General features: G+C 66.3%; 16 protein-coding genes. All 16 read right to left on the bottom strand.

The window, feature by feature from the left end; all coding sequences use genetic code 11:
- Positions 1-2: 2 nt before the first annotated feature.
- A complete protein-coding gene (locus AC36XV_RS02285) occupies positions 3-968 on the bottom strand; it encodes a glycosyltransferase (protein WP_492202051.1) in 966 nt (321 codons plus the stop codon).
- Positions 965-2,404, bottom strand: a complete 1,440-nt coding sequence (rpoN, locus tag AC36XV_RS02280) for an RNA polymerase factor sigma-54 (protein ID WP_492202050.1) — start codon at positions 2,402-2,404, stop codon at positions 965-967. The genes AC36XV_RS02285 and rpoN overlap by 4 nt, the downstream gene beginning before the upstream one ends.
- 132 nt (positions 2,405-2,536) lie before the next feature.
- Positions 2,537-3,268: an LPS export ABC transporter ATP-binding protein gene (gene lptB, locus AC36XV_RS02275; protein WP_492202049.1), complete on the bottom strand. Its 732-nt coding sequence runs from the start codon at positions 3,266-3,268 to the stop codon at positions 2,537-2,539.
- Positions 3,265-4,632 carry a hypothetical protein gene (locus tag AC36XV_RS02270; RefSeq protein ID WP_492202048.1) on the bottom strand — a complete coding sequence of 456 codons (1,368 nt, stop codon included), beginning with the start codon at positions 4,630-4,632 and terminating at the stop codon, positions 3,265-3,267. Before AC36XV_RS02270 ends, lptB begins: the two co-directional genes overlap by 4 nt.
- Positions 4,629-5,264, bottom strand: coding sequence for an LPS export ABC transporter periplasmic protein LptC (gene lptC / locus AC36XV_RS02265; protein WP_492202047.1), 636 nt, complete (start codon positions 5,262-5,264; stop codon positions 4,629-4,631). The genes AC36XV_RS02270 and lptC overlap by 4 nt, the downstream gene beginning before the upstream one ends.
- Positions 5,261-6,256 (bottom strand): KpsF/GutQ family sugar-phosphate isomerase, encoded by a 996-nt coding sequence (locus AC36XV_RS02260; protein ID WP_492202046.1) that lies wholly within the window; start codon positions 6,254-6,256, stop codon positions 5,261-5,263. Before AC36XV_RS02260 ends, lptC begins: the two co-directional genes overlap by 4 nt.
- The gene (locus AC36XV_RS02255; protein WP_492202045.1) at positions 6,249-6,821 is read right to left on the bottom strand and encodes a KdsC family phosphatase; all 573 of its coding nucleotides are present in this window, start codon (positions 6,819-6,821) and stop codon (positions 6,249-6,251) included. Before AC36XV_RS02255 ends, AC36XV_RS02260 begins: the two co-directional genes overlap by 8 nt.
- A gap of 4 nt (positions 6,822-6,825) precedes the next feature.
- Positions 6,826-7,653 (bottom strand): 3-deoxy-8-phosphooctulonate synthase, encoded by an 828-nt coding sequence (kdsA, locus tag AC36XV_RS02250; RefSeq protein ID WP_492202044.1) that lies wholly within the window; start codon positions 7,651-7,653, stop codon positions 6,826-6,828.
- Positions 7,650-9,317, bottom strand: coding sequence for a CTP synthase (gene pyrG / locus AC36XV_RS02245; RefSeq protein ID WP_492202043.1), 1,668 nt, complete (start codon positions 9,315-9,317; stop codon positions 7,650-7,652). The genes kdsA and pyrG overlap by 4 nt, the downstream gene beginning before the upstream one ends.
- Before the next feature lie 202 nt (positions 9,318-9,519).
- Entirely contained in the window at positions 9,520-11,013 is a 1,494-nt protein-coding gene (locus tag AC36XV_RS02240) for a bactofilin family protein (RefSeq protein WP_492202042.1), read from the bottom strand.
- Positions 11,010-11,558 (bottom strand): nitroreductase family protein, encoded by a 549-nt coding sequence (locus AC36XV_RS02235; RefSeq protein ID WP_492202041.1) that lies wholly within the window; start codon positions 11,556-11,558, stop codon positions 11,010-11,012. Before AC36XV_RS02235 ends, AC36XV_RS02240 begins: the two co-directional genes overlap by 4 nt.
- Before the next feature lie 6 nt (positions 11,559-11,564).
- Complete coding sequence (locus tag AC36XV_RS02230) at positions 11,565-12,518, bottom strand: site-specific tyrosine recombinase (RefSeq protein ID WP_492202096.1); 954 nt, start codon at positions 12,516-12,518, stop codon at positions 11,565-11,567.
- Complete coding sequence (locus AC36XV_RS02225) at positions 12,511-13,146, bottom strand: DedA family protein (protein ID WP_492202040.1); 636 nt, start codon at positions 13,144-13,146, stop codon at positions 12,511-12,513. Before AC36XV_RS02225 ends, AC36XV_RS02230 begins: the two co-directional genes overlap by 8 nt.
- A 10-nt stretch (positions 13,147-13,156) precedes the next feature.
- Positions 13,157-13,672, bottom strand: coding sequence for a 2-C-methyl-D-erythritol 2,4-cyclodiphosphate synthase (gene ispF, locus AC36XV_RS02220; protein WP_492202039.1), 516 nt, complete (start codon positions 13,670-13,672; stop codon positions 13,157-13,159).
- A gap of 28 nt (positions 13,673-13,700) precedes the next feature.
- On the bottom strand, positions 13,701-14,114 hold the full coding sequence (purE, locus tag AC36XV_RS02215) for a 5-(carboxyamino)imidazole ribonucleotide mutase (protein WP_492202038.1): 414 nt from the start codon (positions 14,112-14,114) through the stop codon (positions 13,701-13,703).
- Positions 14,111-15,229 (bottom strand): cyclic dehypoxanthinyl futalosine synthase, encoded by a 1,119-nt coding sequence (mqnC, locus tag AC36XV_RS02210; protein WP_492202037.1) that lies wholly within the window; start codon positions 15,227-15,229, stop codon positions 14,111-14,113. The genes purE and mqnC overlap by 4 nt, the downstream gene beginning before the upstream one ends.
- Between the last annotated feature and the right edge of the window lie 115 nt (positions 15,230-15,344).

The following is a 15,344-nucleotide window of genomic DNA, read 5'->3' as shown; positions in this document are numbered from 1 at the left end:
GATCACCTTCGAAGCTCTCGTCGCAGCTCTTCCACCTCGGAGCGGAGCCCCGCGATCAGCTCGGACACCAGTCCGGCGACGAAGAGGAGACCGCCCAGCAGAACCAGGAAGACGACGAGCGTGAGCAGGGGCCGGAATCCCGTGTCCAGGACGAACCGGAGGAAGAGAGCCACGAGGCCGACCACCACGCCGAGCCCGGCGACGGCGAGCCCGGTGAGTCCGAAGAAGAGCATCGGCTTCCGGCTGAACACGAGCTGAAACCACACCGATATGAGATCGAGCAGGCCGACCAGCACCCTGCCCTTCCCCGCGTACTTCGAGTCTCCGTGACGCCGGGGGTGCAGATCGATGTCGATCTCGCCGATCCGAAATCCGCGATCGTGCGCCAGAACAACGAGGTAGCGGTGCCAATCCTCCCGAAGGTGGATCTGCTCGACCACCTCGCGCCGAAACGCCTTCATGGAGTTCAGGTCCCGGACCGGCACCCGGAACACGGCTCTCGACAGCGCGTTGTAGGTGCCCGACACGAGCCTCTTCGTGTATTCTCCGACCTTGCGCCCGGCGACGACGTCCAGTCCCCGGTCGAGCGCCTCCAGGAAGCGCGGAATCTCATCCGTCGAGTGCTGAAGATCTGCGTCGAACAGCACGAAGGCCTCCGCGTCACTCGCCCTCACGGCCGTCACCAGCGCCGACGTCTTACCGCGATTCCTCCGGTGCTGCAGAAACAGGGTGGCGTCGGTGAGACCCGCCGACCTCGCGGCTGATTTCGCCGCTTCGAACGTTCCGTCCGTCGACCCGTCGTCGACGAGGAGGATCTGACCCTCGAGGTGAAACCGGTCGAACGTACCGGCAAGCTCACCGAAGAGATCGGTCATGTTCTCCGCCTCGTTCAAGGCGGGCACGATGACCGCGAAACGTCGGAAGATCGGAGAGCTGGGGTCGGTCGAGGGACCCCCGGTCCCGGTCATACTCGCTTACGCATCCTCGCTGACAGGATTCCGAGCTGGTCTCGGTACTTCGCTACGGTCCGCCTCGCGATCTGTACGCCCTCGCCCTTGAGCACATCCACGATGGCCTGATCGGTCAGCGGCTTCTTGGCGTCTTCTTCCGCCACGAGCTTCTGAATCCGCGCACGAATCCCGCGCGCCGAGACGTCCTCTCCGTAGTCGGTCGACAGCCCGGAGGAGAAGAAGAACTTGAGCGGCAGAACCCCTCGCGGCGACTGCACGTACTTGTCGTTGGTCACCCGGGACACCGTGGACTCGTGCATGTCGATATGCTCGGCCACCTCCCGGAGGGTGAGCGGGCGGAGGTGCTCCACTCCCTTTTCGAAGAACTCGCGCTGCCGATCGACGATGAAGTTCATCACCTTCAGCATCGTCTGACGCCGCTGCTCGATGGCCTGAATCATCCACTGGGCGCTGTTGAGCTTCTTGGAAATGAAGGCCTTGTTCTCGCCCTTGAACTGATTCCGGTCCTGGGCCACCTCCCGATAGGAGCGTGACAGCTTGAGTCGCGGCAGCGACGAATCGTTGTGGAATACGAAGTACTCCCCGTCCACCTTCTCGACGACGAGGTCGGGAACGACGTAGTTGTCGCTCATGTCGGCGTACTTCAGACCCGGCTTCGGGTCGAGCTTCGATATCGCGTCGGCCGCGCTCTGTACGTCGCGGGGCGAGATCCCGTGCTCCTTCGAGAGCTCGCTCCACCGGTGATTCACCAGCTGGTCGAAGTGGTCGTGGACGAGACGGAAGCCGAGGGTGTCCTCCTCTCCGCGGTCCCGCAGCTGGATCAGAAGCGTCTCGCGAAGGTCCCGCGCGCCCACACCGGAGGGATAGAAGCCCTGGATGATGGCGAGAACCTGCTCGGCTTCCTCCAGGGTAAAGGGCTCCATTTCCGCCCACAGCTCGGGCTCGCTCTCGGACAGCCAGGCGTTCGCAGCCTCGACGACCTCCTCGAGGCTGCAGGCGAGCAGCCCCTCACGGTCAATGTTGCCGATGATCTCCTCGCCGAGGGCCCGCTTGCGATCCGAAAGCTTCAGCAGGTTCAGCTGTTCCCTCAGGTGCTCCCACAGGTCCGGCGGCGCCGCCGGAGTCGGCATGAAGTGTTCCTTGTCCTCGAACTGGCTTCTCCGGCCTCCCGCATCGAACCCGTTCAGGAGGATCTCCTCCCAGTCGATCTCGTCTTCGTCCTCCTCTTCCTCCTGCTTCTCCTCGGGTACATCATCGTCCGCCAACTCGGTGAACTCGAGGAACGGATTCGCCAGGACCTCCTGCTTGAGGTGAGCCTGCAGGTCAAGCAACGGCATGTAGAGAAGATCCATCGCCTGATACAGGCGTGGATTGATCTTGAGTTCCTGCCGCATGCCGAGGCTCTGAGTGAGCCCTCGCCTGAAGTTGGCCATTTGCTGCCCGATCACTCCGCTTGATTCAACGTGCGCCCCGCAGGCCGCCTGACGCCTGTAAGATAGTGTACGGCGGAGGTACGGCACACCCCTTGCAGCGTTCGAGCCGCCCGGGGAGGCGAAGAGCGCGGATCAGAGCTCGAAGTCTAGCCCCAGATACATCTTGCGGGCCTCGGGGTCCTCCACGAGAGTTTGGGCGGGGCCTTCGATGTGAATCCGGCCGTTAAACATCAGGTAGGCGCGATCCGTGATCGACAGGGTCTCTCGTACGTTGTGATCGGTGATCAGCACTCCCAGGCCACGCTCCCGCAACTCGGCCACGATGCGCTGAATGTCGTCCACCGCGATCGGATCCACTCCGGCAAACGGCTCGTCCAACAGCATGAATTTCGGCTTGGTCACCAGCGCGCGCGTGATCTCCAACCGGCGGCGCTCGCCCCCCGACAAGGAGTCCGCCTTGCTCTTGCGCAGATGTCCGATGGAGAGCTCCCCCAGGAGCTGATCGAGGCGTGCGTTGCGCTCCGACCGGCTGAGATCCAGGGTCTGCAGGATCGCCATCACGTTCTGCTCGACCGTGAGCCGCCGGAAGATCGACGGCTCCTGAGAGAGATAGCCGATTCCGGCGCGGGCCCGCCGGTACATCGGCACCCGCGTCAGCTCCTCCTCATCCAGATAGACACGACCGGCATTGGCGCTCAGCAGGCCGACGATCATGTAGAACGTGGTCGTCTTTCCCGCCCCGTTCGGACCCAGCAGCCCCACGATTTCTCCCTGCCGGACGTGCAGATCCACCCCGTCCACCACCCGACGCTTCCCGAAGGTCTTCACGAGCCCCTCGGCCCGCAGAACGCTGGGTTCGCTCACCGGTCCCCCCCTTCCCCCTCGGGCTCCAGGTAGATGCCGATCGCGTCCCGTGCCATCACGTCGGCAGGCTCGCCGTCTTCGAACCGCACTTCGATTCGAGTGCCGAGCAGATAGTTGCGAGAGGGCGCCTCCGAGCGGGCCGAGTCGCGAACCGAGGCGTAGAACGACCTTGCGCTTCCCAGCGCCATGAGCCGATCCGGTGCCGGGTCCGACGGTGACTCCAGTTCGAGCGGGTCGGTGGGCAGGACGATGAAGTAGGCTCGGATGGTGTCACCGGTGAGCCAGTTGGATCCCGGATCCAGACCGAGCGTAGGCTCGGCGAGCGTCTCCCCGGGAACGAAGTCACCCGTCTCGGCGGAAACGGCCTGGCCCACCGCGGCGATCGAGTCGATTCGTCCGGCCGTCAGCGAGAACTCGATCGAGTCCCCGGCCAGCTGAAATCGACCCGACGCGGCGATCGAACGGCCCTCACCGAACGCCCAGAGCCGCTCCACCTCTCCGTCCCGAATCTCGGCCGTGACGGCATCGGACTGCAGTTCGAAGTCCTCTCCGCTGGCGGAGGCGTCACCGAACGATCGCACTTCCCGCAACTCGTCATTCTCGAATCGAGCCCGGACGCTGTCCCCGGTGAGCTGGAAACTCTCTCCCCGGATGACCGGACGACCGTACAGGACCCCGAGGCCACCCGCGTCGAAGCGCGCGCTGTCCGCGGTCGCGTCCAGATCGGATCGCCGGATCTCGACCGCCCCTCTGGCCAGAGCTCGCTCCTCTCCCTGGAACTCCGCCTCGTCGGAGTCCACGACGAAAGGCTCGGTGCCGGGGCCTCCGGTGGGTATGGTCATCCTGGGCCTGCCGGTAGCCAGAGTCCGGCTTCCCCGCATCGGCGTTCTGAGGAAATCGACGCGAGGGCCCTCGAGAGTGGCGCCGGACGCCAACCTCTCGAGGCGCACATCTCCGACGGCCACGACCCGGTCGGAAAGGCCGAAGTAGGTCACCGTGTCGGCATCCAGCACCCGCGTGGTGTCCCGGTAGCGCACCGACCCGATCATCCGTGCTTCGGCAAGGTGCTCGAGGTGAACCGCGCTGTCGCCGGTCATCGTCGCATCACCACACCGGCCGAGCACGAGTCCGCCTCCGAGGTGCATGGCGTACCGACCCTCCACGCCGGGGATCGCGATCATGTTGCTGCGCGGCTGCTCCGTGCTTCCCGCCTCGGCGACGACCCGTACCTGCAACTGGCAGCTCGGGCTCCGCTGTGCCGGCGCGGATCCGGAGGCGACCAGAATCGCCGACGCCCCCATGGCGAGGCCGCGCGTACCGACCCGGCTCCCCCGCCGGGAACGCCGGAAGAGCGGCTCGATCATGGAGCGGAATCACGCGCCACGGCCGGATCCGTCCCCTCCGGGCCCGCGGCCTCGACCTCGCCGGGGTCGCTCCGCGAAACGAAGCTCGGCTGCGCGCTCTCCACGTTTTCGAGTCGCGAGTCGCTGACGAAGCGGGTGCCCCGCATCTCGATACCGGGACGGTAGAGAACGAACGCCGTGTCACCGTACAACGAATCCGCCTCCGCCGAGTACCGGAGCCGCTCCGTCTCGAGACGCTTCGAGCCCACCGCCTCGGTGACTCTCACGTCTCCCCGAACGTCCACGTCCCCGCTCTCGAAGGAGTACTCACCCTCCTGCCCGGTGAGCACGCCTTCCTCGAGACCGGTGTCCCCGAAGAAGGTGATCTCCAGGTTGCGGAGCCTCAGCGTTCCTTCGTCCTGGTAGCTGAACGCGGTGTCAGAGCGAAGCACGGCGCTTCGGACGCCGTCGCGGGTCAGATTCATCTCTACCCCGACGAGCACCTGGTCGGCCTCGAGGCCGAGCAGGGTGTCCGAGGCGAGCGGCTTGTTCGTCTCCTTCTCGCACCCGGCCAGGAGGGCGAGGCCGACCATGACCCCGATCCGGCCGGCTCTCGATGTCCACCGGCCGCCGCACGCACGGAGCCCGTTCACCCGAGCCTCGCCTGCAGCAGGTCGTGCAGGTGAATCATTCCCAGCAGCCGCCTGTCCGGATCGACCACGGGCATCGCCATGATCTCATGGTCCTGGATGCGGGCGAGGGCGTCGATGGCGAGCTCGTCGGGGCCGATCCACTTCGGGTTCCGATTCATCGCCTCCGCCACGGAACGGGAGAGAAACTCCGGGTGAACGTCGGCGTATCGAGTCAGGTCTCCGGCGGTAATGATCCCGATCAGGCATCCTCCCGCGTCCAGGACCGGTACCGTTCCCTGCCGGTGCGCGATCTCGTGCATCGCCGCCCCGAGGTCTGCATCGGGACCGAGGTGCGGAACGCGGTCCTCTCCGACGACCATCACGTCACGCACGGAGAGCGTCAAACGGCGCCCGAGGTCGCCACCGGGGTGGAGACGGGCGAAGTCTTCGGGGCCGAAGCCTCGCAGTTCCGAGACGGCCATGGCAAGAGCATCTCCGAGGGCCAGCGCCGCGGTGCTGCTGGCCGTCGGAGCGAGATCGTGGGGACACGCCTCCACCGGGACCCCCACGTCGAGCACGATGTTGGCGTGTCGGCCGAGGAAGGACCCGGGCTCCGCCGTCAGGGCGACCACCGGGATATCGAGACGTCGGATGACGGGCAGCAGACTCTCGAGCTCGTTCGACTCGCCGCTCTTCGAGATGGCCAGCAGCAGATCGCCCCGGACGAGCATCCCCACGTCACCGTGCGCGGCCTCGACCGGGTGGAGAAAGATGGCCGGGGTTCCCGTCGAAGAGAAGGTCGAAGCCAGCTTGCGCGCCACGATGCCGGACTTTCCGATTCCGGTGAGCACGACACGGCCCGGAGTGGAATCGACGAGGCGGACCGCGGAGGCGAACTCGTCCCCGAGCCGCTCCGCGAGGGCAGCCACGCTCTCGCTCTCGATCCGCAGCACTTCGCGTCCGCGGGCCACGATCCGGGCATTGGTCTCCGGACCGGGCTGCTCTTCACTCAACGGCCGCCCTCCAGCGCTCGACGCACTCGGCGACGTAGGCCTCGACCAGCTCATCCCATTCACCCCTGGCGCGGAGCAGCGCTTCGACGAACTCCCGAACCGCTCCGGCTCCGCCTCTCCTCGAACCGACCCAAAGCGAAGCGCTCTTGACCTCGGGAACGGCGTTCGACACCGCAGCCGGTAACCCTACCTTCCGGAGCACGGGAAGATCCGCCAGATCGTCAGCCAGGAACGCCGCCTCGGACCAATCCGCTCCCGCTCTGCCGAGGACGCCCTCCACGGCCACGAGCTTGTCGAACGCCGACACCTGGTGAATCTCCTCGATCTTCAACGCCTCCATCCTCGCGCGGACGGCGGCCGACACCTTGCTCGACACCACTGCGGTCCGGATCCCCGCTCTGTGGAGCATGTAGACGCCCATCCCGTCGTGTACGTCGAATCGCCGGCCCTCGCCGATACCGGACTCCGTCGAAGACAGGTAGAGGCCGCCGTCGGTCATCACTCCATCGACATCGAGGAGCACGACCCGGACGCCGGCCGCCCGTTCCGCCGCCAGGGTGTTCACCGGATCACGAGGGCGCCTGGCCGGGAACGTCCCTGGCCGCCGCCCAGATTGCCAGCAGATCGGCCACCAGGGGCTCCAGTCTCGCGAGCGGAAGCATGTTCGCGCCGTCGGATGGCGCGCGTCGCGGCTCCGGGTGCGTCTCGACGAACACACCGTCGGCGCCCGCGGCCACCGCCGCGCGGGCCAGGGTCCCGATCCAGCGCGGCTCGCCACCGCTGGCGGATCCTCCGGCGCCGCCCCCGGGAAGCTGAACCGAGTGCGTGGCATCGAACAGCGCCGGGCAACGGCAGGCCTCCCGCATGAGGGCGAAGCTCCGCATGTCCACGATCCACCGTCCGTACCCGAAGGCGGTGCCCCTCTCCGTGACGCACACGCCGCCCGAGCCGGCGCTCCGGACCTTCTCGACGGGGTGTCGCATCTCCTCCGGTGCCAGCCACTGGCCCTTCTTGATGTTCACCGGCAGTCCGGTCCGGCCGGCGGCCGTCAGCAGATCGGTCTGACGGCAGAGGAACGCGGGTATTTGAAGCGCATCCACCACGCCGGAGACGATCTCGGCCTGGGCTGCCTCGTGAACATCGGTGAGCACCGGGAGCCCGGTGGCCGATCGCACCCGGTCGAGCCGCTCGAGGCCTGATTCGAGCCCGGGGCCGCGCGCGGACTCGATGCTCGTCCGATTCGCCTTGTCGAAGGAAGCCTTGAAGATCGCCTTCACACCGAGTCGATCCGCGACGTCCCGCACATGCTCGGCAACCTCCAGATTGAGCGCATCGTCCTCGAGCACGCACGGCCCGGCGATGAGAAGGAACCGACCCCCCGTGTCGAAGAGCGTCATTTCTGACCAGCCGCGGCCCAGTCGGCTTCCCGGTCGACCCCGGCTTCCGCGTCGCGGTGCGCAGCGGCCGCCGCGATGAAGGCCGCGAACAGCGGGTGCGCACGGGTGGGCCGAGACTTGAGCTCCGGATGAAACTGCGTGGCCACGAAAAAGGGATGGTCCGATCGCTCGATGATCTCCACCAGACCTCCGCCGGGAGAGAGCCCGCTGAACGTGAGCCCGCCGGAGGCCAGCGCCTCACGGTACTCGTTGTTCACTTCGTACCGATGTCGGTGGCGCTCGGCGATCTCCTCGACCCCATACAGCTCCCGTACACGCGAGCCCTCGACGAGGTGCGCCGGATAGGCGCCGAGCCGCATCGTTCCCCCCTTCATCGTGACCTTGAGCTGAGAATCCAGCAGAGAGATCACGGGATGCGGGGTCTCCGGCTCGAACTCCGCCGAGTCCGCCCCCTCGAGATCGCACAGGTTTCGGGCGGTCTCGATGATCGCACACTGGAGACCCAGGCAGATGCCAAAGAACGGAACGCCTTCCTCCCTGAGATACCGCACCGTGTCCACCATGCCCTCGACGCCCCGTTGTCCGAACCCTCCGGGAATCAGGACCGCATCGTACGGGGCGAGCGCATCGGTACCCTGGGCATCGATCGCCTCCGATGACAGCCAGTCGATGCGTACCGAGACATCGTTGGCGATCCCTCCGTGTACCAGAGCCTCCTGGATCGACTTGTAAGAGTCCACCAGCGAGGTGTACTTGCCCACCACGGCTACCCGGACCTCACCGTTTCCGGGCTGCTTGATCCGATCGACCATCGTCTCCCAGTCCGTCAGGTCCGGAGCGGCGGTCTCCATCCCCAGGTGCTCCACGATCCTCTCGTCGAGGCGCTGCTCCCGGAACCGCAGCGGCACCTCGTAGATCGTGTCCATGTCCCGGCTTTCGATCACGTCGCGAATGTCGACGTTGCAGAATCGAGCTACCTTGCGCCGCACGTCCTCCGGCAGCGGCCACTCCGTGCGACAGACGAGGATGTCCGGCTGGAGGCCGATCTCCATCAGCTCGCGCACCGAGTGCTGAGTCGGCTTCGTCTTCAGCTCTCCGGCGGCCGCGATGAACGGGACGAGCGTGAGGTGGATGAGGACCGTGTTCTTCCACCCCACGTCCTGCCGGAACTGGCGGATGGCCTCCAGAAACGGCAGCGACTCGATGTCACCTACCGTTCCCCCGACTTCGGTGATGACCACATCGTGCTCGGGGGCGAGCATCTGAATGTAGGACTTGATCTCGTCCGTCACGTGCGGAATCACCTGAACGGTCGCCCCCAGAAAGTCCCCGCGTCGTTCCTTGGTGATGATGTTCTGGTAGATGCGGCCGGTGGTGACGTTGTTCGCCTGGGAGAGAGACTCGTTGATGAACCGCTCGTAGTGGCCGAGATCCAGGTCGGTCTCGGCGCCGTCATCCGTCACGTAGACCTCTCCGTGCTGGAACGGTGACATCGTTCCCGGGTCCACGTTGATATAAGGATCGAACTTCTGAATGGTCACAGCGAGACCGCGTTCCACCAGAAGGCGGCCGATCGAGGCCGCCGCGATCCCTTTGCCGAGGGACGATACGACGCCCCCCGTGACGAAGATGTACTTCGTGTTCCCCGCTGGAGTCTCAGGCATCGGCTCTCACTTTCGGCGACGTACCGCACCCGCTCGGCGGATCACGCCGCAGACGGGGGCACATGGATGTCAGAGAAGAGTTGACGCTCGGTCTGCGCCCGAAAGCAAAGGCGGCCCGCAGGGGCCGGGATCGGATGCGTGACGGCGGCCAATTCACGCTCCGTAAACTAATTTGTGCCAGAAGGCACTGTCAAAGGGCCGCTCAGAGATCCCCCGGAAACCGGAAGATCGCATAGATCGTGGCATCCGTATCCCCGCTCGGGTCGAACGCCACGCCGCCCTCGAGGATCCAGAACCGGAGTCCGGCCACCAGGTTCACCTTCCAATCCGCCGACTGCTCCTCGTCCCATGCCGCGCCGGTACCGACGCGCCCGAAGACGCCGGGAGAACCCAGCCCTCCAGCTTCCAGAACGCCGATCGGAACCGTATAGCCGACCTGGCCGTACGCGACACGAGGTCCCCTGAACTCCAGGATGTCGAACGTCGGAAGGGTGGCCCGGCCCCCGAATCCCGTCCACCTCTGTCCGGGCAGGGAACCCGCCAGGTCTCCCCGAAGGAGCGCATACAGGTCGACTTCGTGCGACGCGAAACCGGGCGTCTTCCACCGCGCCTGCAGCTCACCGAGCAGATACGAGAAGTTTCCGGCCACCGACGAGTCCGCCCCCTGCACCCGCACCCGGCCGGAGAGCCGGCCCTTTTGGCCGGTCTCGCGATCGAAGTCGACGGACAGAGCGATACTCCAGTCGTCCCCGTCGTCGATGGCCGGATTGGGTCGGATCTCTTCCGGGCCGAAGATCGTGAACGGATCTCCAGCCAGGCGGCTCCACGCGTCCTCCCATTCGATGCGGACCTCCGGAGTCCACCATCGCCCCTCTCCCCCCCGGACGACCAGCGCGGCGTGATCCGTTCCGTAGTAGTTCCTGAAATCATCTCCGAGGAAGAAGAAGGAGAGCGAGTTCGACACGGGAGCGCGCGTCCAGCGCTCCTGCGTCCTCGTCGACCGTCCGGCCTCGAAACCGAACTCCACCGGGCCCGGGTGCCAGAACTGCCGCACCGTACCCTCGAACTCACCCTGCCCCGACCGGTACCTGCCGACGAGCTCGAGGCTGGGACGCCAGGCCCAGCGCGCCGCGGTAAGCGTGAGGCCCCAGGCCACGGTCAGAGCGTCCACCCTCTGGTACGTGGGCGCCTCGAAGCCGTAGAGCCCGTGCAAATCCACCACCTCGGGCAGCTTCTCGATCGGCCGGATGTCGAAGCCGCCGCCGTCCGGTACCACCGTGTACCGCTCGGCAGGCTTCCAGAGCGTCTCCCCTCCCACGGTGGCCATTCCGGAGCCGTAATAGCCTCCGCCGAGCACGACGACGTCTCCGGTGACGACGGCGCCGGGACGGAGAAAGAGATCCCCGTCGACCACGAAGATGTCCCCGTCCACCCTGCCGGAAAGCCGCACCTGTGCCGAAAGCACGAGCAGCCCCCCGGACACGACGGCTTCGGAGGACACGACCGTGTCGCGAACCCAGGTCGCGGCCGGTCCCTGTGCCAGGAAGTCCGAGAGTCGTGAATCGAGCACGCTGGACGACCGGGGCTGGAAGCGGATTGCCTGACCGGCTACGGCGCCCGGCGTGCACAGGAGCAGAACCACGATCCAACCCGCAGCCGAACGCCCCACGCGAGGTCTCCCGATCCATGGAATCATGGCAAACCTCCGGCGCCCGTATCGCCCCAGCGATCCCAGGCGATCGTCACGCTTTCCGGCCGTCTCGAGGGGAGGGAGCGGTATCCATCGGGATAGCCGAGGGCCAGCAGTGTGATCACCGGCACGTCATCCGGAATCTCCAGAATGTCTCGCACCTCGCTCTCCCGGAAGCCGGTGATCCAGGCGGTCGCGAGACTCATGTCGGCCGCTCCGAGAGTCATGGCCTCCGTCGCCGCCGCCAGATCCATCGGGTGACTCGGCCGACCGCTTCCCGCGATGTTCGAGTGTATACGGGCACAGCCCACGATCAGCACCGGCGCCGTCCGAATGAGATCTCCTTGAAAGACGGCCCGGGCGAGCCGGTGCCGCTTCAACGCGTCCTGGACCACGACGAAGCGCCAGGGCTGATCCTCCCTCGCCGAGGGCGCGTGCCGGGCGCAGTCGAGGATACGACCGAGAATCTCGGTCGGAATCGGCCGGTCGGCGAATCTGCGGACGGCCTGTCGATTGCGGGACAGGTGGAGCACACGGGATACCGCACTCACCGGGGATCAGCCCCGGGGATGGTGTCGGCGATGCTCTTCCTGAAGGTATCGGCGGTCCACATGGGTATAGATCTGCGTCGTCGAAATGTCCGCGTGACCGAGCATTTCCTGCACCGCGACCAGATCGGCCCCGCCCTCCAGCAGGTGCGTGGCGAAGCTGTGCCGGAACGTGTGGGGCGTGACGTCGCGGTCTACCCCGGCGTTTCGGACGTGCTTGCGGACGATCTTCCATGCCCCCATGCGGCTGAGGGGACGTCCATGCTGGTTCAGGAAGACCGCTCCTCCGGACTGGCCGCGGTCCAGCTCGGAGCGTCGCCCTCGAAGGTATCGCCGCAGCACCCGGACCGCACGACCTCCGAGGGGCACGATCCGATGCCGGTCGCCTTTACCGTGCACGGATATCAGGCCCTCGTCCAGCGACAGGTCCCGGACGCGCAGGCCGATCAGCTCGGAAACGCGGAGACCGGCGCCATACAGCGTCTCCAGGATCGCCGTGTCCCGGTCCGCGTTCGCGTACACGTCCGGACGGAGGGAGGCCGCGGTATCCAGGATCGCCTCGATTTCCCGGTACGAGAGAACGCCGGGAAGCACGCGCGGCACCCTGGGGGCCTCGAGTCGCTCCGTCGGATCTTCCGTCAGGATACCCTCGGCGACCAGGAAGCCGAAGTAGGTCCTGAGAGCGGACCGGCCCCGCGCGATCGTCCTCGGGGCGAGCCCGGCCTCGGCACGTGAGGCCAGGAACGATCTCAAGTCCGCGTACGACACATCCTCCGGGTCACGCACCGCGCGAGCCACGAGGTGCCGGATGAGAAAGCGGCAGTCGCTCAGGTACGCTCGGGCGGTGGTTCGGGCCAGACCCCGCTCGTAGAGCAGGTAGTCCGAGAACGGCTCCAGATGGAAGGCGGGCAGGTCTTTGGCGATCGGTTCCGAACGCCCGGACGACGCCCGCTCCTCACCCATCGTCCTCACCCTGCTCTTCCCGCCTCGAGCGCGCCCACAGGAGAGCCAGCACCACGGCAACGAGGAGCGCCACCAGTCCCCCCGTCGTGTTGACGGCCGTCAGCGCCTTCACGATCCGGGGGATGTTCCGGGATGCGAGAACCCCCGCGAACACGAGCACCGCGTACCACAGGGCCGAGGCGAGCGCCAGCGGGATGGCGGTTCGCCAGAAGGCCAGCCTGCTGATCCCCGCGAAGGCGGGCACGAGAACCCGGAATACCGGAAAGAACCGGCTGACGAGGATGGTGAGCGTGCCGTAGTCCTCGTAGAACAGCGACATCCTCTCCAGCTGGGCAGGCCGGAGGAGCCAACGACCCCAACGCGTCGAGAAGATCCCTCCGCCGAAGTGTCTGGCGGCCACGTAGACGCCGAGGGCGAGCAGCAGGTTGCTGACCCACGCGATCATGAAGACGAGCCAGGCATCGAGCACGCCCCGGTCCGCCAGAAGACCCCCGGCGACGACGACCACGTCCGATGGGACCGGGGGAAACAGGTTCTCCACCGCGGCCCCGACGCCCACGAGCACGTAGACGGTCTCGACCGGGATTCCGCTCACCAGTTGAAGAAACGCCTCGAGCTGTTCCTGCATTCGCTTCCCGCTATCCGGACGAGCGGACCGAGTCAGCCGTAGCGTCGCCGTCCGCCATCCGGTCGAGGAGCGCGACGGCAAGCACCGCCAATCCTTCGCCTCGGCCGATCCACCCCATCGTCTCGTTCGACTTGCCCTTGATCGACACGCAGGACTCCGAGATCCCGAGGTGAGCGGACACGCGCCCGGCCATCGCCGCCGCCCACGGTCCGATGCGCGGGCTCTCTGCGACGACGGTGACATCGACGTTCACGACCCGGTAGCGGCTCTGCTCGATCTTCCGAACCGCGGCTTCGAGGAGCCTCATGGAGTCGGCTCCACTCCACTCGGGACGGGTGTCGGGGAAGAGCTGGCCGATGTTTCCGAGCCCGGAAGCGCCCAGAAGTGCATCGATGATGGCGTGTGCGATCGCATCGCCATCGGAGTGCCCCACCAGGCCCGGATGGTCGGGAATCCGTACACCGCCGAGCACGAGCGGCGTCTCGGAATCGAAGCGGTGAGAGTCGTAACCGATGCCGACGCGCACAGCGCCCTCCTATGGGCTGGAGACCGGCTCAGGAATCGTTGCCGCCTCCGAGCAGACGAAGCGCCAGGTGCGCCGCGTTGCGGGAATTGTCGATGCCCACGGCCGCCACGGGCACCCCGGGCGGCATCTGGGCGATCGACAGGAGTGCGTCGAGCCCGCCAAGTGTGCCCGCCGAGATCGGGACCCCGATCACCGGGAGCGAGGTATGGGCCGCGACCACTCCGGGTAGCGCCGCAGACAGACCTGCACCGCAGATGACCACGGAGAACCCTTCCGACTCGGCAGAAGTGGCGATGTCGGCGGTGCGAACCGGCTCCCTGTGTGCGCTGCTCACGACGACTTCGACGTCCACACCCGCCTCGGTGAGGACGTCCACGCCCTTCTGCATGGTGGGTCGATCCGACTCGGACCCCATCATCACCAGAACACGACCCGCCATCATGGACCCCTTCGGTTCAAGCACACGGAGCAGCCGCAGTACCAGTCGAGCTCCTCATTCACCGGGGTATAGTCCTGATACCTCGGAACCGCTTCGAAGCCAGCGTCCTCGATGAAGCGGACGAGGGTCGCACGGGGCATGATAAAATCCGTCCCCGTTGCGGAAACGACGTTCTCCTCCATCATCAGCGACCCGAAGTCGTTGCAGCCGAAGTGAAGAGCGACCTGTGCGACCTTCGGTCCCTGCGTGACGTAACTCACCTGGACGTTCGGCACATTGTCGATGACCAGCCGGGAGATCGCCACGGTCTTCAGGTATTCCACTGCCGTGGTCTCCGGCGCGCCCTCCATCCCGGTCCCATCCGCCTGGAGCGTCCAGGGAATGAACGCGGTGAAGCCTCCGGTCTCGCGCTGCAGATCCCGAACCCGGATCATGTGTTCGATCCGGTCCTCGCGACTCTCCCCCGCCCCGAACATCATCGTCGCCGAACTCAGAAGCCCCTGTTCGTGCACGGCCCGGTGGATATCGAGCCACCGGGCCGTGCTGATCTTCTTCCTGGCGATGCGATCGCGCACGGCGTCGACGAGAATCTCGGCCCCCGCCCCGGGCACCGAGTCGAGACCCGCGGCCTTCAACTCGGCGATCACGGGGCCGACGTCCCGCTTGTGGACTCGGGCGATGATGTCGAGCTCGGAGGCAGAGAAGCCGTGCACGTGGATCGGATGGTGTCGCTTGATGTGCTCCAGAAGACCGGTATAGTAGTCGAGCTTCAGATACGGGTTGTGCCCGCCCTGCATCAGGATCTGGACGGCCCCGATGGCCTTCGCCTCGTCGATCTTCGCCCCGATCTCCTCGTTCGAGAGAACATAGCCTTCTTCGTGCCCCGGTCGCCGGTAGAACGCGCAGAACGAGCAGTCCGTCACGCACACGTTCGTGTAGTTGATGTTCCGGTCGACGATGTACGAGATCTTGCCTTCGGGGCATGCCTCTCGGGCCCTGTCACGGGCCAGCGCTCCCAGCTCGAGCAGCGGAAGTCGATACAGCTCCTCGAATTCCCTCAGCTCCCGGAGGTCCACCGGGGCGAGGTCGGCCGAGGTCACGCCGGATCCCGAAGTCATGCCGCCACCGGATCGCCGACCGGCCGGTAGAGAGAATCCCTCTCGACCGGCGTCTTTCCCGCGTCCCGGATCAGACGGACGATCTCGTCGAGATCCAGCCCGATGGGCGTGTCCG

The sequence above is a fragment of the Candidatus Benthicola sp. genome, from assembly GCF_058719085.1.
Note: the sequence above shows the minus strand (reverse complement) of the source record. Positions and strands in the feature narration are given on the sequence as shown.

Excerpts from the sequence above, each read along its gene's own strand:
- AC36XV_RS02285 (WP_492202051.1), bottom strand. The coding sequence starts at position 968 with ATGACCGGGACCGGGGGTCCCTCGACCGACCCCAGCTCTCCGATCTTC.
- rpoN (WP_492202050.1), bottom strand. The coding sequence starts at position 2,404 with ATGGCCAACTTCAGGCGAGGGCTCACTCAGAGCCTCGGCATGCGGCAG.
- AC36XV_RS02270 (WP_492202048.1), bottom strand. The coding sequence starts at position 4,632 with ATGATCGAGCCGCTCTTCCGGCGTTCCCGGCGGGGGAGCCGGGTCGGT.
- kdsA (WP_492202044.1), bottom strand. The coding sequence starts at position 7,653 with ATGACGCTCTTCGACACGGGGGGTCGGTTCCTTCTCATCGCCGGGCCG.
- pyrG (WP_492202043.1), bottom strand. The coding sequence starts at position 9,317 with ATGCCTGAGACTCCAGCGGGGAACACGAAGTACATCTTCGTCACGGGG.
- AC36XV_RS02240 (WP_492202042.1), bottom strand. The coding sequence starts at position 11,013 with ATGATTCCATGGATCGGGAGACCTCGCGTGGGGCGTTCGGCTGCGGGT.
- AC36XV_RS02230 (WP_492202096.1), bottom strand. The coding sequence starts at position 12,518 with ATGGGTGAGGAGCGGGCGTCGTCCGGGCGTTCGGAACCGATCGCCAAA.
- AC36XV_RS02225 (WP_492202040.1), bottom strand. The coding sequence starts at position 13,146 with ATGCAGGAACAGCTCGAGGCGTTTCTTCAACTGGTGAGCGGAATCCCG.
- purE (WP_492202038.1), bottom strand. The coding sequence starts at position 14,114 with ATGATGGCGGGTCGTGTTCTGGTGATGATGGGGTCCGAGTCGGATCGA.
- mqnC (WP_492202037.1), bottom strand. The coding sequence starts at position 15,229 with ATGACTTCGGGATCCGGCGTGACCTCGGCCGACCTCGCCCCGGTGGAC.